The 26,186-nt window shown below is 57.8% G+C and carries 20 protein-coding genes and 1 pseudogene; 9 read left to right on the plus strand and 12 right to left on the minus strand.

All coding sequences use genetic code 11. The annotated features are described in order from the left end of the window. Positions 1-595: 595 nt before the first annotated feature. The 7 genes from SO140_RS14400 to SO140_RS14430 all read right to left on the minus strand — a co-directional run bounded on the left by SO140_RS14400 (position 596) and on the right by SO140_RS14430 (position 10,144). Entirely contained in the window at positions 596-2,617 is a 2,022-nt protein-coding gene (locus SO140_RS14400; RefSeq protein ID WP_498542733.1) for an acyltransferase family protein, read from the minus strand. Positions 2,618-3,043: 426 nt separating this feature from the next. Then, positions 3,044-4,135, minus strand: a complete 1,092-nt coding sequence (gene gmd, locus SO140_RS14405; RefSeq protein WP_449382869.1) for a GDP-mannose 4,6-dehydratase — start codon at positions 4,133-4,135, stop codon at positions 3,044-3,046. A gap of 154 nt (positions 4,136-4,289) precedes the next feature. Beyond that, the gene (locus tag SO140_RS14410; RefSeq protein WP_498542734.1) at positions 4,290-4,628 is read right to left on the minus strand and encodes a VanZ family protein; all 339 of its coding nucleotides are present in this window, start codon (positions 4,626-4,628) and stop codon (positions 4,290-4,292) included. A gap of 534 nt (positions 4,629-5,162) precedes the next feature. Beyond that, a complete protein-coding gene (locus SO140_RS14415; RefSeq protein WP_498541538.1) occupies positions 5,163-8,051 on the minus strand; it encodes an MFS transporter in 2,889 nt (962 codons plus the stop codon). 775 nt (positions 8,052-8,826) lie between these two features. Beyond that, complete coding sequence (locus SO140_RS14420) at positions 8,827-9,084, minus strand: hypothetical protein (RefSeq protein ID WP_449382866.1); 258 nt, start codon at positions 9,082-9,084, stop codon at positions 8,827-8,829. A 145-nt stretch (positions 9,085-9,229) separates the two neighbouring features. After that, positions 9,230-9,598, minus strand: coding sequence for a hypothetical protein (locus SO140_RS14425; RefSeq protein ID WP_449382865.1), 369 nt, complete (start codon positions 9,596-9,598; stop codon positions 9,230-9,232). A 174-nt stretch (positions 9,599-9,772) separates the two neighbouring features. After that, positions 9,773-10,144, minus strand: a complete 372-nt coding sequence (locus SO140_RS14430; protein WP_449382864.1) for a hypothetical protein — start codon at positions 10,142-10,144, stop codon at positions 9,773-9,775. 1,326 nt (positions 10,145-11,470) lie between these two features. Here SO140_RS14430 and SO140_RS14435 point away from each other — a divergent pair. Together SO140_RS14435 and SO140_RS14440 are read left to right on the plus strand one after the other, a co-directional pair. Continuing rightward, positions 11,471-11,752 (plus strand): hypothetical protein, encoded by a 282-nt coding sequence (locus tag SO140_RS14435; RefSeq protein WP_449382863.1) that lies wholly within the window; start codon positions 11,471-11,473, stop codon positions 11,750-11,752. Between the two features lie 709 nt (positions 11,753-12,461). Further along, complete coding sequence (locus SO140_RS14440) at positions 12,462-12,638, plus strand: hypothetical protein (RefSeq protein WP_449382862.1); 177 nt, start codon at positions 12,462-12,464, stop codon at positions 12,636-12,638. Between the two features lie 825 nt (positions 12,639-13,463). On the opposite strand, the gene SO140_RS14445 is transcribed toward SO140_RS14440, so the two are convergent. Then, the gene (locus SO140_RS14445; RefSeq protein WP_449382861.1) at positions 13,464-13,721 is read right to left on the minus strand and encodes a hypothetical protein; all 258 of its coding nucleotides are present in this window, start codon (positions 13,719-13,721) and stop codon (positions 13,464-13,466) included. A 418-nt stretch (positions 13,722-14,139) separates the two neighbouring features. Then, a complete protein-coding gene (locus SO140_RS14450; protein ID WP_498541539.1) occupies positions 14,140-14,802 on the minus strand; it encodes an arylesterase in 663 nt (220 codons plus the stop codon). An 836-nt stretch (positions 14,803-15,638) separates the two neighbouring features. Here SO140_RS14450 and SO140_RS14455 point away from each other — a divergent pair. Then, a complete protein-coding gene (locus SO140_RS14455) occupies positions 15,639-15,773 on the plus strand; it encodes a hypothetical protein (RefSeq protein WP_474802478.1) in 135 nt (44 codons plus the stop codon). 17 nt (positions 15,774-15,790) lie between these two features. Then, a complete protein-coding gene (locus SO140_RS14460; RefSeq protein ID WP_449382858.1) occupies positions 15,791-16,042 on the plus strand; it encodes a PilZ domain-containing protein in 252 nt (83 codons plus the stop codon). Between the two features lie 435 nt (positions 16,043-16,477). Here SO140_RS14460 and istB read toward each other — a convergent pair whose 3' ends face one another. Both istB and istA read right to left on the minus strand, forming a co-directional pair. Then, entirely contained in the window at positions 16,478-17,221 is a 744-nt protein-coding gene (gene istB / locus SO140_RS14465; protein WP_498542735.1) for an IS21-like element helper ATPase IstB, read from the minus strand. Positions 17,222-17,236: 15 nt separating this feature from the next. Further along, a pseudogene (gene istA / locus SO140_RS14470) lies at positions 17,237-18,773 on the minus strand (IS21 family transposase). Between the two features lie 986 nt (positions 18,774-19,759). Between istA and SO140_RS14475 the strand changes: the two are divergent. The 4 genes from SO140_RS14475 to SO140_RS14490 all read left to right on the plus strand — a co-directional run bounded on the left by SO140_RS14475 (position 19,760) and on the right by SO140_RS14490 (position 23,882). Then, positions 19,760-20,098, plus strand: coding sequence for an H-NS histone family protein (locus tag SO140_RS14475; RefSeq protein WP_449382857.1), 339 nt, complete (start codon positions 19,760-19,762; stop codon positions 20,096-20,098). A 1,318-nt stretch (positions 20,099-21,416) separates the two neighbouring features. After that, complete coding sequence (locus tag SO140_RS14480) at positions 21,417-21,689, plus strand: hypothetical protein (RefSeq protein WP_449382856.1); 273 nt, start codon at positions 21,417-21,419, stop codon at positions 21,687-21,689. 621 nt (positions 21,690-22,310) lie between these two features. Beyond that, on the plus strand, positions 22,311-22,799 hold the full coding sequence (locus tag SO140_RS14485; protein ID WP_474799308.1) for a hypothetical protein: 489 nt from the start codon (positions 22,311-22,313) through the stop codon (positions 22,797-22,799). A gap of 831 nt (positions 22,800-23,630) precedes the next feature. Next, positions 23,631-23,882: a hypothetical protein gene (locus SO140_RS14490; protein WP_474799310.1), complete on the plus strand. Its 252-nt coding sequence runs from the start codon at positions 23,631-23,633 to the stop codon at positions 23,880-23,882. A gap of 237 nt (positions 23,883-24,119) precedes the next feature. Here SO140_RS14490 and SO140_RS14495 read toward each other — a convergent pair whose 3' ends face one another. Next, positions 24,120-24,374, minus strand: a complete 255-nt coding sequence (locus SO140_RS14495; RefSeq protein WP_449382854.1) for a hypothetical protein — start codon at positions 24,372-24,374, stop codon at positions 24,120-24,122. Between the two features lie 471 nt (positions 24,375-24,845). Here SO140_RS14495 and SO140_RS14500 point away from each other — a divergent pair, with 471 nt between their 5' ends. Beyond that, a complete protein-coding gene (locus SO140_RS14500) occupies positions 24,846-25,010 on the plus strand; it encodes a hypothetical protein (RefSeq protein ID WP_449382853.1) in 165 nt (54 codons plus the stop codon). Positions 25,011-26,186: the final 1,176 nt, after the last annotated feature.

Raw genomic sequence — 26,186 nt, forward strand, 5'->3', positions numbered from 1 at the left:
ATGCTCAAAGACTTCGCGAATTGCTCGAAGAGCGTGACACTCTGCGCAGGCAGCTGAGCCCGTAAAGACGTTTCATCGCATGTTCCTTTGACCTGAAGGGGAACCGGCAACCCTGAGGGGTGGAGTTCTGGCCGCCGAAATGGAAACGTCATTTGGTCGACCTATCCGCATTCCACATCGTCTCGAAGCCATGCGGGCAATGCCGCAGGGACCCACCAAGTATTTGCGGGAGTGCCTCGGCAAGAAACAAGTCCCGCGGCAGTGAAGGACGAAAGCACGCGCTGGGTCGATGGGATCGGCGGACCATTGTTCGCCGGCGGGCGGAAGTCATGGCAGGCCGGAGCATTTCGAACGAGAAAGAGGGCTTGGATCCAACGGGCGCCAGCGACAGCATCGGGCTTCCCGGGGAAGATGCGGTTCGTTTGCCCTGACGTGCTTGGTCTCAGGAGCCGGGTTGCATGCACGCCGTTCGGCGCAACTGGACGGAAACAAGCGCAACAATAGGAGCTTACTCTCTCGTCCGGCCAGTGTGACGGCTGATCTACGCCAATGAGTTATTCGTGGCGGGCGAAACAGCGGAAGCCGTGCCGCTTGATCAGTTCATCCCGCTTCGCGGATCCTCCGATCCTTCTCCTCGAAGGGCAGCTGTTAATTCTGCGGCGAGACGATCCATAAGGACTAGTGTGAAATCGACTGTGAGATGATTGGCGTCTCTATAGACAACGACGCCGTCGCGAATAGCTGGACATACCAAGCCTGTGCAAATCGACGATGTTAGGTCGATCATGCGCGCGTTGTTGATGGACGAGACGGCGCGTTGCTCTGCTTCGAACACTTCGTTGCTTGTGGTGAGCGAAAGACTGCGACTGCACGTGCTAAATGGTAAACCACGCCATTCCGCCCGAGCGAGACAATTTCCGACCGGGTGATAAGGAGTGGGATTGTCGCGGATCACAATGAGCTTGGCGTTGAGCGGTTCGAGTTCCTTGAGAGCCCCGGATAATCCGCGTTCCCACGTCTCAACGCTCACCGCATGAGGTCCCAGATTGGTGAATGGTCCTTTGACGTTTCCGCTCGAAAACTGTGCCAACAGTATTGCGTCGGGGCTATCTTGCTCTTTTATCATGGCGATCGCCTGCTCGCGCCAGCTTGCGCACTGTGGCGAAAGCCGCCGAAGTCGCAAACTGTAGACCTTGGAAACCGGGATATTGGCGACAGGACAGGAGGCCTTTAGGTACGTGATGAGCCGCCATCCTCTCTGTTCAGCAATAGCCGCAAGCGCGGTCGTCCATTGATCGGCGTGAGAATCTCCCAACAGAACAATTGTCTTTGTATAGCTAGATGGGCCGAACACGCAGCGGATGGGAATCTGTGTCGTGAAATCGGCCAGACAACCACTCTCGCTCGAAAGGGAATACTTCGAAATCGAGGCAACTATCTTCGCTTGCGCGGCATTCGTGGCGTACTGCGCGATCGCAAACGAGAGGATGCCAGCAACTGTGGCGGTTAGCGTAAGGGCGCCACCCATGACAATTGATCGTGCAGATCGTCGTGCCAGCCAGTGACTGGCTCGGATCGGGTTTTCGAGCCAGACGAGGCTGAGCGAGGCGAGGACGACTGTCATGACAAAGAAAAGGCAATTGGCGAGTGCCGTGCTGCCGACGAGCACCGTACCAAGCACTGCAATCGGCCAATGCCAGAGGTAAATGGCGTAGGACCGGGCACCGAAGAACTGAAACGGATGCGTCCTGAGCAAAGCTGACGGTCCATGAGGATTGTCCCCCGTGAGCAGCAGCAGCGCCGTAGCTGTCACTGGAGCAACGGCAACTACGCCTGGGAACGCCATGAAGCCGTCGATCGCAAAGAATGACAGGATGAGAATCGCGAATGACAACCATCCAACGATTGAGCTCGAGCCGGCCTGCTTTGCCCAACGCTCGAAGGGGCATGCTGCGATCAGAGCTCCTGCGCCAAACTCCCATGCTCGAGGGGGCGCAAGATAGAACGCCCAAGCTTGCTTGCTGTAGGTCAGGTAGATGCAGCCAGCGAACGATCCGAACACTACGATCAGTAAAGCTAGCAGGAGGACCTTTTGGCTGAAACGTCCCACAATGAGGAGAAAAACGGGCCAGACCAGGTAAAATTGTTCCTCGACTGAAAGTGACCACGTATGAAGAAAGGGATTGAGCGAACTTTCGGGGGCGAAATAGTTCATGGACTGGCGGAGGAGCCAAACATTGGCGGCATACAGCGCAGAAGCTGCCGCCGACTTGGCCATCTCCTTCCGTTCAAAGGGCGCCAGCACGAAGTATCCGATGATTAAGGTCGCTAGCGTGACCGCGAGAGCGGCAGGCAAGAGTCTCTTAGCCCTGCGACCGTAGAAGCCAATAAAATCGAGCTTCCCGGTCGCGGCTATCTCCCGAAGCAGAAGTTGGGTGATGAGAAAGCCGGATATGACGAAAAACACGTCTACACCGACAAATCCGCCGGTGAAGCCCGGAACTCCGTAGTGAAAGGCGACCACCGACAGAACGGCGATCGCCCTTAGCCCCTCGACATCTGCTCTGAAATGGGGCGCGGCTCGCGATACGGGCTGCGTGTCTATTGTTGCGCACATTGCATCAAGAAACGCGAAAACGTTCAGTACTGCGCATTTCGATCGGGGAGTTTGGCGATTTTCGGTTATTCGTAGGGCGGCGGCGAGGCAAGGCTGACGGTCGCCGGATACGCGAGGGAGAAGTCGGGCGCGATCCGTCCTCTCTAACAGCCCTGACTACCTTGAGTAAGTTCCAGGACGTCACCGAAGAGGGATGCGGCGATAGCGGCGAGGCATCGGCTCGGAAACGTTGGGGGCTTGGTTGAAGCAGGAAGACGTCGGTCCAGCCCCAAACGCCTCGTCCCGCACTGCCGGCGGAGGATGCGGTTCGCTTGCCCTGAAGAGGGGTGACACCGCGGTAACGTCGCTTGGCAAGAGCAATCAAGAGTAAGCGCCGCGAGAGCGCTTACTTCCTTCTCATCAATCGCTATGAAGACCTACGACAGGCTACTCGTGTCGCGCGAAGTAGCGGAAGCCATGCTTCTTGATCAGTTCGTCCCGCTTCGCAGATTCGAGATCCTCCTTCATCATCTCCCGAACGAGACTCTCGAACGACGTTTGTGGCTCCCAGCCGAGCTTTTGTTTCGCCTTGGTGGGATCACCGAGAAGCGTCTCGACTTCGGTCGGTCGGAAATACCTGGGATCGACCGATACAACGCACTTTCCAGTTTTGGTGTCGTATCCCTTTTCATCGACCCCCGCGCCTTCCCAGCGAATTCGCATTCCTATTTCGCTGGCGGCGACGTTGACGAAATCCCTTACGGAGTGCTGCTTGCCGGTAGCGATGACGAAGTCTTCCGGCTTTTCTTGCTGCAGCATCAGCCACTGCATCTCAACGTAGTCGCGGGCGTGACCCCAGTCACGCAGCGCATCGAGATTGCCGAGGTAAAGCCGTTCCTGAAGACCCAAATTGATCCGCGCCAGCGCGCGGGTAATTTTCCGGGTCACGAAGGTCTCGCCGCGGACGGGAGACTCGTGATTGAACAGGATGCCGTTGCAGGCGTACATGCCGTAGGCTTCGCGATAGTTCACCGTGATCCAGTAAGCGTAGAGCTTGGCAACCGCATAAGGGGAACGTGGGTAGAAGGGGGTCGTTTCCTTCTGCGGGATCTCCTGGACGAGGCCATAAAGTTCGGACGTCGAGGCCTGGTAGAATCGCGTTTTCTTCTCGAGGCCAACGATCCGGATAGCCTCTAAAATTCGAAGTGCGCCCAACGCATCCGAATTTGCCGTGTATTCGGGTTCTTCGAAAGAAACCGCAACATGGCTTTGCGCGGCGAGATTATAGATCTCGTCGGGCTGCACCTGGCCGACGATACGGATCAGGCTCGACGAATCCGTCAGGTCGCCGTAGTGCAAGCGGAAGGGCGGGTCCGGCTCATGCGGATCAAGGTAAAGGTGATCGATACGATCGGTATTGAAGAGCGAGGTCCGGCGCTTGATGCCATGGACTTCATAGCCCTTCTCAAGAAGCAGTTCGGCTAGATAGGCGCCGTCCTGTCCCGTAACACCGGTGATAAGTGCGCGTTTTTTCGTCATGCAAATCTCGCAGATATTGGCACGTGTTCTTAGCCAAAGCGTTCGGTTTGGGCTACCCGAAACAAAGCGAATTTTCGAGCGGATTGGTCGCTAATGTTAACAGACCCGGGGATGGCGCCCGGCAATCACGCCGCAGCAGCGGCGGCGAGGACGACTAAAGCCGATCGTGCTCTCTGCGTCTAAACGCAGTGCTCACTGCAGGCACGCTTCGCAATTTTGCTTGCCAGGAGTTGAGCGCGACGCGCGCCAGCATGATGCCAGACGCTGCTCCCGCGACCTTGGTCATCGCATCCATGAGGCGGCCGTGTCGGTCCGGGGTAAGTAGTTGCAGCATCTCAAGCAGGATCGCGCTTCCAACGACAATCAGGACAGCACGAATGGGACGGTTTGGATAGGCCAGCGCGAAGACGAGCCCCAATAGTAGGAACGCTGCGAAATGTTCCAGATGGGACGATGCAACCTGGGGTCTATCATGCACGGGACCAAGCGTCATGAACGCCACGATCCCAAGCGCCAGCCATCCTGCAATAAGACAAAGTTTTGTCATGCTTCCTCATAGCGGGAACTTCGCGATCCTGCAACGCATAGCTTGGAATCTGGCTCGAATCTGGCCCCCCGAGTGGTGGAACGGTCATACGCCGGTCGCACGGCGGCCGCCTATTATTTGGTCAAATAGTCTCAGAGATAGGTGCAGTTGCGCGGAAAACGGTGCTTGGGATGGCCGCACGTTAACGCCGGTTCGCGCGCTTGAATGCTTGGCCTTCGACATTTGCCTTCAGCTTCGGAAGGCTCCGGTGCCTTTCGATCTCCTTGAGAGGCAGCAATCTCCAGGCCTGCGCGGCACTGAGTTGGCCTTCAGGCAGGAGATCTCCCGTGCTTGCGCTTACACGTCCATGCTGATGGTGGTCTCCGATGGCGACAAGACGATTGTCGATTTCGAAGGCGGTAAATTAGATCAGGGCGCCAGCTCAGCGCGTTCTGCACCGTGCAGCGTTCTACTTGCTCTTCGAATTCGGGCGCGATGAGATCAAGGGCCGACCGTGGCCACCTTGCTCGGGAGCGACACAGGTTTCCCCAAAGCCCGCACGAGCTTGGAGAGTTGGTCGTCGTTGTCGCACTTCGTCAGTAGGCCCTTGAGCCTGTCGCTCCCCTTAAGCCTCTCGCGGGTTTGGTCGGAAAGCACCCATCCAAGCGGGAATGATTGCTCCTGCGCGCACATGGCCATATGGAAAAACAAGGGCTTTAGGGTTGCCGACTTAAGGGAGGTCGCATCGCCAATGTCGAGTTCGGGTTTCGATTGATCTTCACAGCACAGATGAGCGAGGCCGGTGACGGCGGTGAAGCCGTGAGCTTCCCGCACCGACATGATGCCGATCATCGGTGCGCTCAATTCGTTGAAGAGCGACAGGTCCCACCAATGGCGATTGGCCTGATAGCTTTCGAGGGCCTCGCCGCGGTGGTCCGTGCATTGGCGGACCAATGTTTTGCCCACGACCATCGTCGGATCACTGCTGATCTGCAGGATCACGGGTCGGATTGCGTTACCCTTCGCCTTGATCGCCGCGCGTGCGAGCTCGACGGCCGTCTGCGCGCCGTAGTTTTCGAAGTAGCCCCCGTCGATAACGAATCCATGAGGTTTATTGTCCGGATCGATCAGGTCGCCGGCGGGAGAGATGTAGGTGAAGCGTGCGCTGTTGTGGGCAGCCGTGCTGAGGCGAACGTCGGATGCGAGCATTTTAAGGGCATCGTAGCTGTCGACAAACGTGTCCTGATCGATCTTGAGGTGGCTGGTAATGATGCGTCGCCCGGTTTCCTGATGCGTGGCATTGAGGAGCAGTGCGGGCCGCCATTTCCATGAGTCTGGCGATAACCTGATTTCCGGAAAGAAGCTGGTAAAGGAATTAGACAACAGTCCGCTATCGGGCGCTTGTTGTTCGAAGCCGCGTTCAAGTGCCTCGCCGCGGTCAATCTGTCCGAAATCCGGCAGGAAGTTGGAAGGAATGTCGATGAATGCAAGGCTTGCTAGGCCTGGGGCGAGAAGGTCGCCTTCAAGATAGGTCGTCGGCTCGACCTTCGGCCCGACCGTCGTTCCGTTCGTGGGCGCGACCTTCGGCTTCTTCTCAAGATGATCATGAACCGCTGCGGCGTACGCGGCTGCTCCGACGCTCCCGCCGGAGACACCGCTGATGGCGAACAGCAAGGGGCGCATTAGCCCGTCGTTGTCCGGCTGGCCGGCCGCGGCAATCGCAGCCTCGATCGCAGCGTCGTCCAATTCTGCCTCGAGCTTCTCGAGAACGGTCGCTGTCCAATACGCGGCACGGATCCCGCCGCCCGCAGTCGCGATGATGAACAGCGGAACGGGTTCTCCGGGATGCAACGAGTGGTAGATCGGCGCGGCCTTCTGGTACCATGCTTCAACGGCCTCGGTTACGGTGGGCCGCTGGTCGTACCTTGCGATAGCGGACATTCCCGGACTCTGTGGCGCGGGCTTGCATTGTCCGCAAAGCCGAACAGGGTGGTAAGTCCGGGTGGCCGACATCAATATGGCGGGCGCCACCAAGAGTCCGACGAAAACGCACCACACTGTCTGTCTGTGAATCGCAGTGAAGCCTCGCCGCCTGCAATCCCGCGCCAGGGAGTCTGCAATGAGATCCAGCAGATTGGCGCCGGACAGGAATGACCCGAACGCGAAGAAGGCAATCACCAGCGATCCAAAATGGCCGCCAACCCACATTGGCGAAATCCAGATCGCCAGTGTGCCGCCAACCATGATTGCGGTGAGACCCAAGCCGCATATCCATGAATTTCTCGCTTCCGCGATTGTGTCGCGTTGACGGTGTTCCTGAACGGCTCTGGAGCCGAGCGGTGGTCTGCGACGTAGCCAGCTAATCACGCCCAAAAAACCGATCGCGGAGAGCGAGATCGCCAGTATCGCCCAAAATAGACCAGCCGGAATAATTTCACGCCAGAGTGCAAATCCGAGGGCCATCAATAGCATGACTTCAAAAAACGCAGCCATCTGCATGTTCGAACGTGCGCGCGCTCGCTGCTCGGCGTTGCCCCTGTGGGGCAACAGCGCGTGCTCGAGGAACCAGACAAAAGAGACTGCGAGCACGATCGCTATGGGTGCAGTAACCGCAAGTGCAATATTTGCGACGGTATGTGTGAAATTGGTAGCTTGGAGTGCAGCAAAGGACAGGCTGCAAGCGGCGAGGAAATGAGCGATAACACCGACGAGACGAGGCCCCCAGAAAAGGAGAACCTGATGGTGTTCAGGCTCAGGAAACGCCCGATTGAGTCCGATCCGAGCCGACAGCCACGCGCTCACGGCCCAGTAGATCAAGACTAAAAACAGCACGGCGAATTGGCCGATCTTCTTGTCCATTAGACCAAGGCCAAGTTCACGCCCTTGATCGTTGAAGAACAGGAGGTACGTCGCGACGCCCATCACGCTGATTGGCAATGCCATTGCGGCCACGATCCGGCCTAAACGGCCGAACTCAACGATGTCGATCACGAGCCTGAGGCTAAGGAGGGAGGCGTAGGCGGCGAGAGCCAGCAGGGCGAAAGCCTCCGCGAGATGCGGCAGGGGATCAAGCGCGGCAAGAAACCGGTTGAGCGGGGGGTAATGCCAGGAGTGGTGCCAGTCGAACTCGGCAAGCAGCAGGAACAAGACGAGCGCCACGGAGAACCTTGGCAACAGTGCGCGATAGTGCAAACCGAAGCTGATCCATCCGTTCAGGCTTGTGCTCGCATTGCCATCCCAGCCGCCGATGAGAAGCGACCTGATCCTGACCAGGCGGTTCTGCCATCTGTCCCAGGCGCTCGGAGGTCGGATTTGCGCCCCATCGACTATACGGGCCGACCTGATGCGTCTCATTCGGGCAGCTTCGATGCGAAATTTCGCGTTCCACATGGATGCTCTCCATTACCGAATACGGCTGGCAGGGTTCGCTCATTGTCTGTGTGGGAAGCCCTTTTCCGCTCGCCGTACTATCAATGGTTGCGTCGCTCTCCACCGTGAGGCAGGTCACAGCCTTGGCATCACATGTTCGTGGCGGGGGTAACTCGAGCGGCCCTGCCTGGAGTTCGCGGAGGAGGGGGCCTGAGTGCAGCTCTGTCGTACTTGCGAAGCCGTATGCAGCAAGGCGATCTTCAATCTAGGAGGCGGCAATCTGATCGAGCCGCAGCTCGGCGCGTCTTTTGAATCGTGTAGCGCTCTGCTTGCGCTTCGAACTCGGCGCGATGCCCACTACATCGACGTGCTGAGGGACTCTTCGATTGCCCGTTGGGAATACGCCTCGAGAAGCTTGCGTCGCAAGAAGCGGTAGTGCTGGATCTACCCAGAAGAATTCTGCAACATCGATGGCGAGCAGCCACTCGATCGCAGATTGCGGCGCGAGATCGTTGAAGGTTGACTATCGCAATATTTGATAGTGTTGGACGCTTTCGTCAGGTGGCCCAACGGGGAGGAAAAGGACCACAAACTCTACCCCGCCCTAACATTTTGTGCGGTATCAAAGGTAGCATTCACAAAGCGGGTCCCTCACCCGCGCACCATCATGCTCAAAAGACGATCGATGCTTCTCCAAGTGAATTGACGGTCGCTCCGGAAATGTCGAGTTCTGTTTGTTAGAGGGGCCCTACTAGCAATTTGCCCGTCAGGTCACCCCTCGAGCTGTCCTGTTGGATCAGTGATTGTACCACCAGTAGCCTGACCAGAGCGAAGAGACGGGCCGACGCTCCGCCTTCAGTGCCGCTACCTCCTCAACTGGTCGAAGACGCGGACCGTAAACTGCGGGCGGATAGACATCGTCCCAATACACATATCCAGTCCTGTATCGGTGCGCCGGATAGGTCGAGATATCCGCAGCCGAGGCAACGCTTGCCGAGAGCATCGGGGCGGAAGCGCACAAAAGCATGGTCAGGACCAGGGCACGGGGCTTCATAGGGCAATCTCCTTCTCAAAATGGCTCAAGCTCGAACAATGCGATGCCCTGCAAAAGGTTGCATCGCGTGATGCTAGGGACGTCGCGGCGAACATAGCCCATTACTTGTGGCCGTGCACTGGCGCACTTTCAATGGAATGCGCCTCTACCTGACAGTCACCTCTACAATAATAGTCGACATACCGCGTTGCCTGCGATTTTCGCCTATCACTTCTAGTGTGAATCGGTAATTTCCCGCGGAAGAGGGGGCTTGGTAACGAAATGATGGACCGACGGTGGTTACAACGCCGGCTGTTGGCGGCTCGAGCAATTTTATCTCGTCCAGGAGCTGCGTCCTGCCGCGCAATCCCTGCAGGCACTCGCCTCCAGGTTGGATCGAAAAGGACCAATACACCGTGTCGGAGCGTAGTTCGAAGCGCTCGGCGCGTGGTGCGCATTCGCCTGCGATCGCAGTGCGCGCCAACAGCAAGCCGGCGAAGCAGCACAGGCCGGCCATCGCTGATTTGATGCTCATGTGACCGCCCCTCGAAGGTCCCGAATGCGTCAATTGCTATAGTGCAGACCATACACGATAGTCCACTGGTAGATTTAACCGAACTGGGACGGCGCCAAGAGGCGCGGACCAGTGAACATGGTTTGTCACAGCAAGTGAAACGCGCATCGCGGGCAAACTACTTGGTCCCTGTCTTTACGCAATCGTCGAGCTTGCTTTGGCTTGAGCTGCGGTGATGTTTGATTTCCTTGGGAATCGGAAGACGTTTGGCTTGTGCTGCATTGAGCAGGCTCTCGAAGAAGACAAGAGCTCCGCGCGCTTGCACATGGACTTCCATGCTTGGGTACGACAGCGTCGGATCTCCCGAGACAGTTCGGCTACATCGATGGCCAACGACCGTTCGATGGCTGAACGAGGTGCGACATCGGAAAATATCGCACCTCGCAGCAATCGGTAGTGACCGGCGTCCTCGCCGGGCAACAGCAACGGCGGCGGTGAAAGAATTTCAAGCTCGCTCGGCAAGGTGATCGCAATAGCCGGGTGAGCCGTATGGAAAGGACCATTCATGTTGCCCCGGGCTCCGCGCTTGAGGCCGATGCGGACGGTAAGGCCGAGACAGCGTTCTCATCGACCGACCTCGGCGGCCACCGCGGCCGCTCGTTGCCATGACGGTGCAGGGCCTGGTGACGTGCTTCTGCTGGTTCTTCAGGGTAGCCACGGCGACCCACGGATAGCGCCTGATCGAGGCTGCCGTGGCGCGACAGCAGGCGCGCGATCTTTCCGCCGGATGGACCAGCAGCCCATCGTGCTTACCTCTGGATTCAATCAGGGCTCGATGGCCTCTGCTTGCCGGCGGTCGCCAGGCAGAGCTCCACATAAGACGAAAACAGGAGTTTGCGGCAAGCTTGCTAAACAGCATTAATCGTGCACTTAATTAAATTACTTAAATTGTGAAAAAAATCAAATTTAATGCTAGGCTGCAGAAGTTCGCGCCAAGAGCCCGAGTGCGAGCACAACCTGCGGTCTCGGCATCCATCCCACCCCTGCATCCCCAAGGATGCCGAGACCGTTTTGGCAGCTAAATGGATAAGTACCGCCGACACGAGATTCAGAGCATAGCGGACCGGCTAGATGCGATCGTCAAAGAACTGAACGATCTGGCAAAAGAGGAGGAATCCGCGTTTAAGTCGCGACCTTCCGCCTTTCAGTTGAGCGTCGCCGGTCAAGACTCCGAAGAATCCTATGAAGCACTTCGATTGATAGCTACTGCCGTAGGAGACGAGACATTGACGCTTCGGCAAATCGGCGAGCCTCGCCCGAAATATCGACTTCGCTAGCGCGGACACGTTCCGTTCTTTTGCAACCGTAAAAGCTCATCCAGGTTGTGCGGCTTGAGAACGAAAGTGGATCGAAGGGAAGTGAGTTTCTTGGTTTGCCGTCCATGTTTTGTGAGGCGCAAAGGTGCTGGCTCGCGTGCAGCTTGAGCCAGCCGCGCTCAACCGAGCGCTTGCTGCCGACCCCAACTTGTCCCCACTGGCTTAGAGCGCGTACGGAGAGCCGCGTTGATTTTCTCTATGTGGATGCGGGTCAATGCTCTTTCGAGCTGAGCAAGCTTTGCTTGCTGCGGCTTCCGTGTTGGCGCCGGCGTTCGGCGGTAAGCCTTATGCGACATAGCCTCGGCGTTCATTCGGCGCCTTAGCCTGGGCACTGCCGCTCCAGAGCAACACGCAACCATTGCATTGGTCGGCCGGGTGCAGCTCGCGACACGTCTTCATCCAGTTAACGCCCCACCTTTGGCGTATGGCCCGCAAACATCCCTAATTCGGTCCTCCCATCTTCCTGTTGCCGCCACAAACGGATCTCACGAATGCGTGACCGCTTAGGGGGAGAAAAATGCGCGCGCGGAGAAGGGCATGGAAGCTACTGGGGGCAAATCGTCATGAGCCAAATGTTGAGCAACTTCAGCTCGATCTGGCGGCGTTCAACCGGTGCGTGGAGGCATTGGAAAAAGCCGGCGCCAATCCTCACGACATAGAGGTGCTGACTACGCACGCACTTAAGCTGGCCGAGCAGATCGATGAGATGCGTTGGTCGAATCCCGCAGAAGCTTTGGGGTGGCTGTTCGAAAAGGCGACCCGCAAAGCTACTGAGGATCATCTGTCTCGACCAGCCTGATTGTCTGTGCAGTTGCGCTTGCGCCGGACCTAACTGCTCCCTCGCACGCGCGGCCAGAAAGCGCCGACCCGGAGCCTGATCGGCTCTTCCGACATGAGCGGACGCTATCGGATGGCGGTGGCCCCAGAGAGAGGGGCTGGTGGCTCAGTTGTGAACAGGAACACGGAGTCGGCGAAGGTCGCTAAATTAATGTGGTGAATTCCAAATTTAAATTTAAATGAAAGTGAAAAAGAATTATACTTGTGGTTAGATTGGAGCGTGGCGCTTGCCTCGAAGCACCCCTGCATCGATACTTCAGGCCCAGGTCATTTCCTGCCCACAGTTGTATCTTGACGGATGCTCTAACAATCGCTTGAGTTGCGTGATTTTAATGTTTCCGTTTCGCCGGTCTTCTTTTTTCTCAGGTATTATTTGAGGCGTATAATGACTATTTGTGATCGCGCCACTGTTCTCCGCCAGCATCTTGATGCGCTTGCTACTGAGCTTTCCGAAGTGGAGAAGCTTCGAGATCGTGTGCTCAAGGCTGAGCAGAGAAGGCTCGACGCTGCACTTCAGAGGAAGAGAAGTAGCGGAGAGCGCTTGCGGGCGCGCGCGCTGGCCCCTGGGCGATCGATGTGATCGGCATGGCCAAATTAAGTTACTAAATTAGGAACCAACTAAATTGGATGCTAGTTTTGCTTCGGTGTGTCCTCCAACGACGGAGACGACCATGAAGCAACAGGAGCAATTGCTATACGACCTGTCCGCCGATGAGCTTTGGTCATTGCGGGAAGATGTTGACGCGAAGCTGACGATGATCCTCCGAGAGAGGAAGGGCATTCTCGAAGAGCGCCTAGAGCAATTGCAACCGCGCCGAACCCTGAACAGTATTGGGCCGCCTGAGTAACTGACGCAGGGCTCGCCTTGCCTTGCGATTGCCCTTGGTCATTGGCAGCGGTGTGCATCTTGGCTAGCGTCGCGGCGCCCGTCTCTCCGCACCAGTCGCCGACAGCCGTCCAGTTGGCGGCCCCTGTTTCAAGAACCGCGCAGATGGCCCGCTCTCGTGCAGTTCGAGGCAGCCTTAGTCGACTGCCATCTTGATGCCGGCGCCGAAATCCGTTGGACAACCTTGGGGGAAAAGTGGGCAAAAGCGTTTGGATGTGTTCGCCTCGTTTACCTTCAATGCCCGATGAATCGGGAGTGTTAGCCGTGAGTATCTATTTCTTGTCTCTCGCGGCCTGCGTTGTTGGGATTCTGCTATTCCTGACATTCTGTCGATAGGGCCGACAGCGGGCGCATCAGTTGCCGCGAATCCTCAGCTTAAGACCGAAATTGATATTTTCGGCCAGTTGTTTTTGACTGTGCACGGATGAGCGCGTTCACTCCCAACTCGGAGGCGAACGTGATCCTTACCTGGTTGCTTGTTGTACTCGTCACCGTCAGCGCAGCGGTCTTGATCGCCCATGCGATCGATGCAATGCGCTCCTGATCTCAAAGTTTTCCACGAGCGGTCGCTAAGTCTGGACGCATTTGCGAGTAGTGTTCCGCCCGGACAGCCCCGTATTGACTTCCTCGGCATTCCCGGTGCCCATTTAAACGACTGTAAATTAATATCGTCCGAATGTTATTGTCTTCGATCGGAACGAGTCGCCAAGCATGTTGAGATCTCCCATCATTGCCGAGTGGAGCCATCCGCAACCTAGACGAAGCCATGGAGATGCGCGGCCATTCGTCATCGCCTCAGGTTTGTCAGGAAGGCCTCGCAGGCCTTCTCGGCGTCGGCGAGGGTAGTAAAGGGCGAGCCGGGAAGCTTGATTGCCGGCTTGTTCATGTAAATGGGCCGCCATGAGGCAACAAAGCCGGGCTGTCCGTGAAGCCCAGGACCGGCACGGCTTTCGTTACTGATCACAAACGAATATCCGTCGTCGCTCGCCATCCATATTTCAAGCTCACGCACTGCCGTGTCGACGCGAGTAAAATGCAGGGCCACATCACCCTCCACATTAGCTCGTCAAGAACGCCACATCGCGGCAACCGAGGCGCTGCTACTTGCGTAGCGGCCCACGGCTCCGATGCACCATCCGACCCTCAGTTCTGCCTGACGTTGGGTCGATCGGAGCTCGACCGGGGCGCTCTCACGTTGCCGTTTCGGCTTCCTTCGGGCAATGGCCCAGCCATCACCGGCGCGCTCCCAGCAATTTATGGTGCTTGGAGCAGCGGCGGGCAATAACTGCGAAGGGGAATCGAGCCGGGGCAGCGTGTCTTTTGGGGCCGATTGATCCAGGCCGGTGACATTGGGACGCCCGCCGGGCAGTCCCGCCGCTAGAACTATCGTCGCCCCCGGGTGGCTAGAACCGCAGATCGCGCGCGACGAAACCAAAAAACCAGCGATTGCAAAAAGGAGGGAATCAACGCTCTCTACGTCGCGCGCGGTCGATCAGGGCCTCGACTGTTGGTAGTATGCGCGTGACGACCGCGTCGATTCCGGCCACGGTTGGGTGCAGGCCGTCAAGCTGCTTGAGCCGAGAATCGTCGACAAATGCATCGTCGAAAGCCGGGTAGAACAAGACGTCGTGCTCGCTGGCGAGACCAGAGAACATTGCTGCAAAAGCGCTCTTGTATTCGTCTCCCAGGCTGGGCTGGGTCCGGACCCCGCAAAGAAGCACGACAATTCGCCGAACTTCGAGGGTGCGTAGAATCGTCGCGAGTACCGCGCGAGTGGCAGTCGGATCGAATCCCCTGAGCATGTCATTCGCACCGAGCTCCAAAATTACCGCATCGGTTCCGTCGGGGATTGATCGGCTCAATCTAGCGAGGCCCCTCGCAGCTGTGTCACCACTAACGCCGGCATTGATAACGTCCACCGTTTGACCTCTCCCTCTCAATGCAAGCTCGAGTTTGGCCGGAAAGGCATCGATGGCCGAAACTCCGTATCCTGCAGTGAGAGAATCTCCCAGCACGACGATCCTGACCGCCTTTTCTTCGGCACAAGCGCGATGGTTCGTTGCCCACGCGAGCACGATGCAAGCGGCGACGATGGTAACTGTAAGGCGCAGAGTGAACTTGGCCATGCCAATCATTAGACCCGACAGCGAACAGACGGCAACACGCTACGGTAACTCCCCTGTCGTGATCCGTTCCGGGGCAAAATGCGACCTCGCGGAAGAGTAGCTCTCGGCGTGGAGCGGGCTTCGCCCTCGGTATCGCAAGCCGAAATCCGCTCGCAATTCGAGGCAGAAGCGGCTGGCGCCAACTGCTCGCCGCCGGCTGGCGGTGACTAACAAGATCCGCCGTTCCCGGGCCTTGTCTTGCTGGGCTCGAACATTGCTGTCTCTGGTCCCGCTAGCTCGGGAGTCACGCAACCGGACTGCAATATAATATAATAATAACAATTAAATGTTGCAGCTATTTAAATATCAAATAATATGCTTTGCAATTCCGTGGCGTTGGACGAGCGCTCGGTGGATTGCTGGGAACCCCTATGAGGTTTTTTTCTTGGGAAGACCAAGGGGCAACCCGCGAAGCTCCATACCCTATTTTGAGTTTAATGACGGACATATCCTTTCGATACCTCAATCGAAATTTCGGTCGCAGTTTTGGCCGCAGCTGAACTTGGAAGAGCGAACTATGAAAGGGCAGACGAGGTTACAATCGCGCATCAGGCAGCTGGAGCAAGCGGTTGCGACGGCTTGTCACTCCTTGGAAACCGCGTTGCGCGAGGGCTACGTCTCCCGAGACAATGTGGAAGACGCCCGATCGCACTTGTTGCGCTCTTTGACGCCGCCAACGCCTCGCGAAATTCGTCGATGCCTTCTTGAGAAAGTCCCCAAAGAAACTCAGTGAGCACCCAACACTGAATTACACTTTTCGTTGATGCCAGTGTTAGTTTGATCGATGGGTTATCCGTATGCAAAAGCTGATGACCGCTTTCGACATATGCATTTGGATCGCCTTGCTGACGCTCGTAATTGCCGGAGTCGCGCGCGTGAGCATCGAGGCGAAGGACCGACGCAACCATCACCAAATTGCGCGCCTCTACTGAACGATCAGGAGGTTCTGTTGCTGGAGCGACGAACTTGCCATCGCTACTGGATCAACCGGAATGCTACCGTCCTTTGTGGCGAATTGATCCTGGCGCGGCATTGTCGTGTCCGTGACATGTCGCTCGACGGAGCCGGCGTGTGGCTTGGCGGCACAAAGCTTCTTCCTGTTGAATTCAATCTGGCAATTGACGGGTATCAGTCTCCTCGCCACTGTCGTGTGGTTTGGCGATGGGGCGATTTCGTCGGACTCAGATTCCCACAAAACTGAGAACCAGTACGAAGTCGCGCTGATCGACCCGTCAAACAGAAGCGTGCTGTCGCAATCAAATTTGAAAGGGAGCAGGCGAGGCAGCGGGCGGGCACCGCGTGGAAACGCGAGCGGCGCGATAAGCCCAAGCCATCGAATGATGGACCGAAGCTGTCCGTCGTGCGCTACCTGCGTATTCCAGGGATGGTGATCAGTGATTCCAGACGATGGTGATCACGGATTCCAGTGATCGTGATCAGGTTCGGAAGCGGACACGACTGACGGGTTTATGTGTGCTGGAAACGGTCTCCTCGTCAAGGCTGGCGGGCTGGTTTGGAGATCGTTCCGGCGGTCCATGGGAGGGCCCCGTGCGCGGCGCGGAGTGCCCCCACGAGCGACGGAGCGACGCGCGCGGGAGGGACCTGTGGGCCGGCGGAGCGATCGGGCGCGAGGCGATCATGGTTTTTTCTTTTCATCGGCGTGACGGCGCAGACTGTCGCCTTTGAGCTCGATGCGGTGCGCATTGTGAATGATGCGGTCCAGTATCGCATCGCCAAGGGTGGGGTCGGCAATGACATCGTGCCATTGCGACACGGGGACCTGACTTGTGATCAACAAGGATCCCTTGTCGTAGCGATCATCGACGATCTCGAGCAGATCGCGGCGCTGGTCGGCGGTGAGCGGTTCAGGTCCCCAGTCGTCGAGGATGAGGAGATTGACGCGCTCGAGCGCGGCGATCAGGCGCGCCAGACGGCCTTCGCCGCGCGCCTGGGCGAGATCGGCGAACAGGCGGGATGCTCGCTTGTAGAGGACGGAGAAGCCGTCGCGGCAAGCTTTGTTGCCGAGCGCACAGGCAAGCCAGGACTTGCCGGTGCCGGTTGGGCCAACAATGACCAGGTGGTTGGCATCACGGATCCATTGGCAAGTGGCGAGGGTTTGGAAGAGCGAACGGTCAAGGCCGCGAGCGGTGCGATAGTCGACGTTCTCGATGGCGGCGGCTTGACGGAGCTTGGCACTGGTCAAGCTGCGCATGAGGCGACGGTTATCGCGAGCGGTGACCTCGCGATCGACGAGGAGGCCGAGCCAATCGGCGTGCGGCATTTCGGCCGCCTCGGGATTGTTCTGTAGTTCGGCGAGAGTATCGGCCATAGCGGCGAGGCCGAGAGCGCGCAAGCGATCGATGGTGGGGTGAATGAGCATGCTGATCTCTCCTGATCAATTGTAGTAACTGCGGCCACGGATGTTGGCGTGGAAGAGGATGGGCGCCTCCTCGGCGGGCGGAGCGGTTCTGTCAGTGCCGTTCTTGAGGATGGCGGCGACTGATTTGTACGAACGGGCGTTGAGGAGAAGGGCACGGGCGCAGGCGGCGTCGACGCGCTCTTGGCCATAGCGCTTGACCAGCCCGAGAATGCCGATGGCCGAGCGGAAGCCCTGTTCCGGATGTGGTCGCGACCGCAGGATGACGTCGATCAGGGTCCCGGCGTCGGGGCCGACCTTGGCGGCTTCGGAACGAATACGCTCATGGGTCCAGTCACGATAGCGGCGATGCGAGCTTGGCATATGCTCGGAAATCGTCGTCGGGCGATGCGGCAGCGTGCTGCGCAGATGCGAGGCGATGCGCTTGCCGCGCAGGAAAATCTCAACCGTTCGCGCGGTGATCCGAGCCTCGACCTCCTGATGCACGAGGTGGTGAGGCACGCTGTAGTAATGCTTGGCGATCTCGATATGATAATCGAGGTTGACCCGGCAGCGCTTCCACTCGGCGTACTCGTAGGGCTCATCCGGCAAGGGGATTAACGCCGGGCGATCGAGCTCTTCGAATAGGTCGCGCCGGCTTCGCCCCCAGCTCCGCAATGGTCGATTGTTGAGATCGACAAGCAGCGCGTGAATCGCCTCATTGAGAGCGGCAAGCGAGAAGAAGCGGTGGTTGCGCAGGCGCGCCAGAATCCATCGCCCGACGATTTGGACCCCGACTTCGACCTTGGCTTTGTCGCGCGGCCGATACGGCCGTGCAGGAACGATGGCGGTGCGATAATGGCGGGCGAGATCGGCATAGGTCCGGTTGACCATCGGCTCGTGAAAGCAGGCCCGTGATGCCGGCCTTGAGATTGTCGCTCACCGTCTGCCGGGCCACACCGCCGAAAAAGGCAAAGGCCCGGACGTGGGAGGCGATCCAGTCGGGCAGGCTCTGGGTGAGGCTGGCCTCGGCGTAGGTGTAGTTCGAGGCGCCGAGCACGGCGACGAAGATCTGCGCGTTGCGCACCTCGCCGGTGAGCCCGTCAACCAGGTCCATGGTGTGGCCAGAATAGTCGCCGAACAGCTTCTCGCCGGCGGCATGAACCTGGCGCAGGGTCGGCTTGAGACGGCCGGCCCATTCCCTGTAGCGTTCGCAAAACCACGCATAGCTGAAGCTGTCGGAGTTTGCGTCGCAATACTCCTCCCACAACAGCATCAGCGTGACGTTCCTCCGCCGCAGCTCGCGATGCACGAGCGCCCAGTCCGGATGCGGACGCTCGTCGCTGGGCCGATCGGAAGGCGGCGGAAACAAGCGGTTCTCGAGCTGGACGTCGTCATCCAGCTCCGGCGGCAACGGCCAGGTCAGACCGGCGCGGCGGGCTCGGTTGAGGTATTTGCTGACCGTGCCCTGGGCCAAGCCGAGGCTCCGGGCAACGGCGCGTTGCGACATGCCGACGCTGCAGTGCAGGCGTAGAACTTCGCGAATGTGGCGCATGGACAGTCTCTCTGTCGGCATCTCGATCCTCTGCGGGTTGGCAAAAGATCGAGCTACCCCGGTTGCAGACTGTCAGCGGTGCGCGCCTCCCGGTTGTCCCCGATCACGATCGTTGGAAATAGCGATCACGATCGGCTGGAAATGGTGATCACGATGCTCTGGAATGGGTGATCACGATGGCCTGGAATCGGTGATCACGATCGGCTGGAACACGCACTACCTATGGTTTCGAATGCTATGAGGCCTGCGCGCTGACGCACTGCAACCGGCCCTACGCGCGTTGATCTGCGGCAGCAGATGGGGGCGATACAATTCGCGCAGAACGAAGTCAAATTGAAGCAGTCGTCGTAGCCCTGTGCGTGGCAAACGCCGAAGTCGTGTGGCCTAGACCGGCTATGTTGATAGCTTGCTTTGGGCGAGATGATTGACTTCGACAGGGACATCGGTGCTTCGCTGGTGGATGAGCGCGTCCATTCCTTTGCGGTGCAGCAAACGAAGTCCCCGTGCAAGTTGCCGAAGATCGTTCCGGTGCGGACCAACCGGAAGTCGCCGCGCTCGCCTCAGTGCGTCCGCGGCTTGCTTTTCCAATGGCGAAAACTTTCGCGTCATCCACTCGTCCCCGAAAACCAGAAAACTGTGCGGCGGTACCTTACTCAAGCCATCAAACAATTCTGTGAACTATCCCATATTTGAGCCACGTGCGGGAATTAAATGGGATCGTCCACGAGACCCTATCGCTTTTCAGTGATGGCATTAACCACCGCACTAGCTTGAGCTCGCACGCAATCCACGCCGAATGACCGTGCCCTTCAGTGGCTGCTCAAATCCGGTCCCTCGGTTAAAATGCCTTCAATTTCACGCGATTGTCGCAAAATTATCACTCTTGAGCCTTTTTCGACGCCAAGTGCCGCAATTAAATGTGGATTGCGAGACTGCCTTCTAAGCGGGGGCTTGTCTCTGCCGCGTGGATTTTATTCGTTAGTGCTCCCAAGAACCCGGATCGCGCTATGAACATTGATCACCTGAAGTCGCTCTCCCTTGAAGAGCTTTGGAAACTTCACGAAGTCGCGGCCTCCGAACTCGAGAAGAAGTTATTGGCAGAAAAAGCGAGATTAGAGGAGCGGTTGCGCAAGATTGGAATGGCTCACGAACACGCTCCGCTTGATCGTAAGCGCCGCCGATATCCCCCGGTTCATCCGAAGTATCGTAATCCGAAGAACCCGGCGGAGACCTGGTCGGGTCGTGGCCGCCTGCCTCGATGGCTCAGGCCAGAACTTCGGGGCGGTCGGAAGCTGGATGATTTCCTGATTAGGCCAGCGCTTGATCAGAAGCGGCAGATGACCTGAGCGGATCGAGCGGCCTGCCGCCCCTCGGCCGTGCGTTTGTTTGGGCTTTGGTTGCCAAGGCGCGGAATCGACCCGGCCTGTGCCTGCGCAATTCATGAACGGCTGGACCGATACGCGGAATTCTCCGCGATGGTGGACCGGCGCACATAGTTGCAGCGGCGCTCGAGTCAAGCACCATTGAGCTGCGGAGATACCGCTCATCACGCGCGTCGCACACCCAATCGCCGAGGTCGCAACAGTAGATGTTCTCTGACCTCGTCCCATCAATGCGGTTTGCGAGATTCGTGCAGCTCATTCGACAAAAGACACGAGCGGCAGCTCAGGCCCCAATCGGAGATACGCCGAGCCCAGCCGCTACAGCTGGTTAGCTCAGATCACCGGCGAGGTATGAGCGCAGGCGCATTCCTGGGAATTGCGCGGCCGCGAAACCCATTTCATTTTCGCCGACTTCAGAGTGCTTTGCGCGGGAGCACGTTGGTCGAGTGGCCACCAAATAGGTTCCAGATTTAACCTTTGACGCTGGCATCAATCTTAACGAGCGATGTTCGTTTGCGCACCCGCACGCCCCTGATACGTTGAGCAACTTTCAAGATCGCAATGGTATCGATCGATGGATTTTTCGAGCGGACCCTTGCCTGAACACAGGCGGCGCGATTTCATGATTAGATATTCATCGTATGGCAGTACGAATTACGCAGCGCGAACATCTCTGGCCAACTCGGATCCGCTCGAGGCAGCATATCGCGAGCTTCTTGAACTGCGCGAGCGCGTTCGACGGGCCGAATCTGCGGCGAGGCGGAGCCCGTCTGGCGACAAACTCGGTTTAATTGACAGAAACGGCTCGCGACATCCTCTGGACGCTGCCCACAAGCGCCGCGCGTTCGACAGAAAGGCGCGTTGATTTCGCGGAGCGATGCTTTGTTAGTGCGGAGCAGCGCATCGTCCCAGACCGGTGCGGGCCTCGCATTGTCCCACGGCGGGCCTCCGGCGTTTGCGCCTCCGATCGGCGATTGGGATACGTCGTCGCGATCCGGCCTCTATGCTCAAGGATGTCTCGCGGCGCTCTCTTTTCCTGTTGCAGAGCATAGCGTCGGCTCATCGTCATCTGCTGGCCCGACGACATTTTCTGGTTCGGAGTATCTGCCGGTAGATAAGGTCTCTCATGGCGAGTGGGACCTCGGGGCACGGATACGCTTCCAACTGGAGGCCATCGCAGCCGCTGGGGAATTAACCTTCACCGCTTACTTAAATTGCGAAATGATGTTGTCGCCGGGCTGCAATTCCATGAAGGTCTGGCGTAGCCGAACGGGATGGTCAGATGTGGGACCTGCGTACCCGCAAGGTTAGGGGCCGACCGTCGAGAGATGGCGGCCCCGCCGATTTTGCAGGCGCAAGCGTTGGATTGCGTGATGGAGTGGCGAGCGCCGGGATACGGCCTTTCTCGGGAGCAGCAAGCCGCCATACTGCTGCCATGGCGACCATGTCAGACGAATTTAATGGGTCGCGCGCGAAGATATTGCAGGATCTCGCAGAGCAATCGGACGCGTTCATCAAGATGCGTCTTTTGGGTTTGATGAAGCGCTACGCATGAGCCCCGGGAATTCGAAGCACGGCATGCATCGGCCGGTTGATCGGGACGCGCTTCAGTGCCCGACGTTCGATCATGGGGAAAATCTCAAACGCGAAGATAGTTTTCCGTCGAATGAGTGCGGTTGCGAGGGAGATCAGTTTACAGGTCCCGCCGACGTCCTAGAAGTAGCTGTCCCCCAAAGTTGATCTGGGTCGTTTACGCGACAAGACGTATCGTTGCCTCATTAAAATTGAACGGGAGCTCGTGGTTAATTCGCACCCTTGCCGCCGACCTGGCAAAGAAACGGGACCCCAAATGGCTTGCAAATTACTTATCCGTTGTAATTCAGGCGCCCGGCGAGCCGCTGGATGTGACAACATAGCCAACGAGACGATGAAAGTTGGCGATGTCCCTGTGGTTCGCATCCTGGAGCGGGACGCTAATGCAAAATCCGGGCTGCCTCGGCGAGCCGGACCTTCTCTCGCAGATCCTCGAGTTCGTCGATCGCTTCCAGCAACGTCACAAGCTGGCGAGCAATATGTGTCAGAGTGGGCTTTTGGCGTCTAAGAATGCGAGCTTGTTGTGCCATAGTTGCACGCCTCCTTGCGTTCTATGGGCCAACTCGCAAACAACGTGCCACCCATGGCAATGGGCGATCGATATCCCGAGTGCTTAGCTATCAATGGGCGGGCGCGTCATCTGAGTATCCCGCTGGCCTTTCGCCAGCCTTATAGCGATACTCCTCTACCGTTCCAGCTACGGCACAGTGTGCGGCGTGCGGATGACCCCACGACGATGCGCTGCTCGGCGGGCCTGGGAGGAGGCGGCCTCAAAGGCCACGCGCTCTGGCTGCCGTGCGCGCAGGCGCGTGTCAACGCCGAGCAAAAGGTCCACTATCGGCAGATGCACAAGACCGGCGACCATCGCGACGATCCGGCGACAAGTGAGGCGCAAATGATGCTCACATTCCGATCTTCATCGCTGCAGAAATTCGAGATTATGGGCACCGATCCTGATGGTCGCCGCAGCAGCGTGACGGCGACCAAGAAGGCCGACGCGTTTAGTCGGGAGCGATCGCAAATCCATCGGGCCGCAATCGGCAAGCGTCCTATCACGGCCTGGCGATCCTAGACGCGACGAGCAAGTTACTCGCGTCACATGACGCCGGGTTCAATAATGACAACGCGCGCGGCGATCGGAAGGCGCTCCTCGCCCAAGCAGATGACACTGAGCTCGAGGAGTGCGACACCACGCGCAACAGCTTCAGCGCGCCCCCGGGATGAAGAACGCCGACAAGGAACGGCGCTATCCGAGCAAAAGCTCAAACTGGCGCAAGATTGCTCGATCTATGTACGTGCACGGGTTAGGGGGTGACTGTCGCGAGATCTTGATCACGCCGCGAGCCGGTTTTTGGAGGGGACCAAGTGGCGGAGCGTGACAATCAGAACTGCCTGCTATCCAGTCCGTCGCCGGCGCTTCACCAGCCAATACACGCCATACCCGATTGCAAGAATGGGCAGTCCTGCGCCCGCAACAGGTCCGGGAGCTCCGTGCGCATCACCGCCTTTTTTGATCTGGCCGGGAGCGTTCTCACAGTTTCCGTTGCCATTGCAGGCGGATGCTGGTGGCGCGGACAACACCAGAGCGAGAGCGAAAGCCGCGGCGGTTAAAGTGCACTGGGCAATCTTCATTGACTTTCTCCCTGCGCGGCTGTGACAACTTAAACGATTATATCCTCATGTTTTCCCAATATTCATTAAATATGTTAAATGCGATCAAATGTCGCCCCTCAAGCAATGTTTCGGCGACCCAAGTTCCACGCGATCCACGCCGATGCGATCGGCTCCCAGCAGCTTTCCTGGCAGTAGCCGTTTGGTTTCGGCAGCGATTGGGTGAAAGTGAGTCGCGTGTGTTATGGGCTTCGTGAATTGGAACCAATACTGCCGCGTTGCTACGTCGTGAATGACCAAGCGGGTTGAAATACTGGAAGTTGTCGGAATAGACTGTTGCAAGCGCACCGAACGCGCGGGAACTCGGCGGACGGCGCTCAAGCTTGCGCAAGGGGACCGCGATAGCGCTAGCGGCGATTGCCACAAGAAGGTCGGGACAGTCGAACACCTCAACCAGTTGATCGAGAATAACGCGCTCGTTAGTGCGCGGTTGAGGCTTCAGGTATTCTTCAAGGATGCGCTGCGCATCGCTGAGAGCTTGTAGAGCCAGCTCTCGTCACGCATTAAACCGCACTCCATTGCGATTAACCGTGTCTGTTATAGCAAATACAGCGGTTGGCTGCGTTGGAACCTGAGGTCAGAATGCTGCAATGCAATCCTCAACACGGAAATTCGGTTGGAGTGTTTCCGTCATAGCAACTTCTGTTTTCTTCAGGAGAGAGAGCGTGCTCCGGCGCTTACGGTAGAGCCACGCCCGCGCGACCCCGCCGTACGATCGTCTTTATGGCTTCGATCGCACTTCAAGCGGCACCACATTGTGTCGGTCGATCGAAGCCGAGTCCGGTTCGATCACCGGGCCTGAGCGCACGCTCTGCCGCCCGAGAATCTGCTCAAGTTCAAGAGCCTCTATTGCGATCTCATCTGCCAAGCGTGCGAACCGTTCCCGCTTTTCCGCATCATTCGCCCGCCTGCTCATGAGGGCGAACTCCGCGGCATCGGCGCGGAGGTTCTCCAACTTTTCCCTGAGGTCCTTCATGGTATTGACTCAGCTGCTGAACCACCTCGCGTGGGGTAGCTACAGATCAACGACAAGACCATGCTACGAGTTCATCGTTAATCGCTCGTTGCCTTGGCTCGCCGCCTGGCGATGGACGCCCCCAACGGGGTTGCCTTTCCGCGACGCTTCGCGCGCTCGGGCTCGCAACTCGTCCAGTTCGGTAAGTTGAGGATTAAGCGCTTCGCCGCGTTGGCAAAAGACGAGAGCGGCAGCGATAGCTCAATCGCAAATCGCAGGCCGCTGTTTTCGTTCAATTTTGAAGACTGCCCAGGCGAGAAACGACGGCGGCGCGGCTGGGGATTTGTCCGGCTTCATCAAGCCTCTTCGGACATCGAACGACAGTCGGCACGTAGGAATCACAACTAACAGTACTTGATGCGCTAAACCGACGATTAGTTGCCAGCCGCCGCGCAGTGAGTTCAAACTATGAAAGCATGATTCGGGGGGATCATGGATCGGAAACAGTTTGAGAATATGTCTGTTGACGAGCTGTGGGAACTCCACAGCGCGGTCAACGATATTCTCGCCGCAAGATTATCTGCCAAAAAGCAAAAACTTGAACGCCGTCTCGAGATGCTCAATCGACAGAGCACAGACCGTAGGTCAGAGCAGTGAACTCCGTCTCACGAGGGGATCTCCCTGGCGCCGAGGAAGGCCGACGCTGACCGCAGCCTTGGAAAAGGAATTGCGCGGGGGTCGGACAGCCGAATATGGAGGCGGGCTTCAGCCTCTCGTTGCGGTTGCACTAAGGTCAGCACAAAGCTGCTCGCGACAGTTTCAAGCCAAGATCACGGTGGTCCTGCGGCCAGCTTGGGCACAAACTGCATCATTTCGACGCCCCTTCTGCGTAGCGAGTAATCTACGGAAATGTCGGTGCCGATTGCCACGGATGCTGGCACATGGAATAGGACCTGGCGGCTCGGCTCAAACCCCTGCGACTGGAGCCGTCTCCATCTACCATTTGCCCTGAAGGGCCATTTAAAAATAATAAATTAAAGGTTTTAAAATTAACTAGATCGTTGCAAGATAATATAATAAGGTGACGAAGCTTGGTGCCGGATGCACGCATCAAGCACAGGACCTGACCACGACCCCGGCAACCCATCCCCATCGCCTCCAAAGCGGACGCTCGGGTGCCGGGGTCAATTTCGTGTTGAACGGCCAGGCGATAAGGCGCGACGGCGAGCAGAGTGGTGGTTTCCACCGGCTTCCTGGGGTGGACGGCGTCCCGGTGGGGAAACTGAAGATTGATCGTCCCGAGATTAGCGTCGGGGCGTCTGGCGCCATGCTTACCTCGCCGATAAATCGAAAATATAAAATTAATCGAAATTAAATGTTTAAATTATTTAAAAATAGGATAAGCTATGGAGGCTTGGCGGTGATTCCGCGAGGCGATAACCTGACGACGGCCCCGGCATCATCCCCACCTGCCCCCAGCCCCCCTGGATGTCGGGGTCGTCGCTTTCCGGAGAGAGACGGCATATAGGCGGAGCGTATTAAGGGAGCTGCGGCATCAGCGGAGCTGGAGCACCCAAGCTCAATGCGTGGTTCACAAGCGCGCCGGCTCGAATCGCCCGAATGCGTGATTGCTGTCGAGGTGAGATCGCTTGGTAGGCCGCTTTTGGGGATACGAAAGTCATCGACGCCTCACTAGTCTGTCGAGAAACTCAAGGACGGATGGCTCCATCTCGTCGAGTTCGACAAAACGGCGACGAAGTTCATCTGCGATTTCCGCAGTTACATCGCGAGACCAGCCCTCGGCCGTGTTGAAGGCCACGATGCGTGCTGGAT

The sequence above is a fragment of the Bradyrhizobium sp. UFLA05-108 genome (assembly GCF_059803455.1).

Coding starts and splice junctions, on each gene's coding strand:
- SO140_RS14400 (WP_498542733.1), bottom strand. CDS start 2,617: ATGTGCGCAACAATAGACACGCAGCCCGTATCGCGAGCCGCGCCCCAT.
- gmd (WP_449382869.1), bottom strand. CDS start 4,135: ATGACGAAAAAACGCGCACTTATCACCGGTGTTACGGGACAGGACGGC.
- SO140_RS14410 (WP_498542734.1), bottom strand. CDS start 4,628: ATGACGCTTGGTCCCGTGCATGATAGACCCCAGGTTGCATCGTCCCAT.
- SO140_RS14415 (WP_498541538.1), bottom strand. CDS start 8,051: ATGTGGAACGCGAAATTTCGCATCGAAGCTGCCCGAATGAGACGCATC.
- SO140_RS14420 (WP_449382866.1), bottom strand. CDS start 9,084: ATGAAGCCCCGTGCCCTGGTCCTGACCATGCTTTTGTGCGCTTCCGCC.
- SO140_RS14425 (WP_449382865.1), bottom strand. CDS start 9,598: ATGAGCATCAAATCAGCGATGGCCGGCCTGTGCTGCTTCGCCGGCTTG.
- SO140_RS14430 (WP_449382864.1), bottom strand. CDS start 10,144: ATGAATGGTCCTTTCCATACGGCTCACCCGGCTATTGCGATCACCTTG.
- SO140_RS14435 (WP_449382863.1), top strand. CDS start 11,471: ATGCGCGCGCGGAGAAGGGCATGGAAGCTACTGGGGGCAAATCGTCAT.
- SO140_RS14440 (WP_449382862.1), top strand. CDS start 12,462: ATGAAGCAACAGGAGCAATTGCTATACGACCTGTCCGCCGATGAGCTT.
- SO140_RS14450 (WP_498541539.1), bottom strand. CDS start 14,802: ATGGCCAAGTTCACTCTGCGCCTTACAGTTACCATCGTCGCCGCTTGC.
- SO140_RS14455 (WP_474802478.1), top strand. CDS start 15,639: ATGCAAAAGCTGATGACCGCTTTCGACATATGCATTTGGATCGCCTTG.
- istB (WP_498542735.1), bottom strand. CDS start 17,221: ATGCTCATTCACCCCACCATCGATCGCTTGCGCGCTCTCGGCCTCGCC.
- SO140_RS14475 (WP_449382857.1), top strand. CDS start 19,760: ATGAACATTGATCACCTGAAGTCGCTCTCCCTTGAAGAGCTTTGGAAA.
- SO140_RS14480 (WP_449382856.1), top strand. CDS start 21,417: ATGTGGGACCTGCGTACCCGCAAGGTTAGGGGCCGACCGTCGAGAGAT.
- SO140_RS14485 (WP_474799308.1), top strand. CDS start 22,311: ATGGCAATGGGCGATCGATATCCCGAGTGCTTAGCTATCAATGGGCGG.
- SO140_RS14490 (WP_474799310.1), top strand. CDS start 23,631: ATGACCAAGCGGGTTGAAATACTGGAAGTTGTCGGAATAGACTGTTGC.
- SO140_RS14495 (WP_449382854.1), bottom strand. CDS start 24,374: ATGAAGGACCTCAGGGAAAAGTTGGAGAACCTCCGCGCCGATGCCGCG.
- SO140_RS14500 (WP_449382853.1), top strand. CDS start 24,846: ATGGATCGGAAACAGTTTGAGAATATGTCTGTTGACGAGCTGTGGGAA.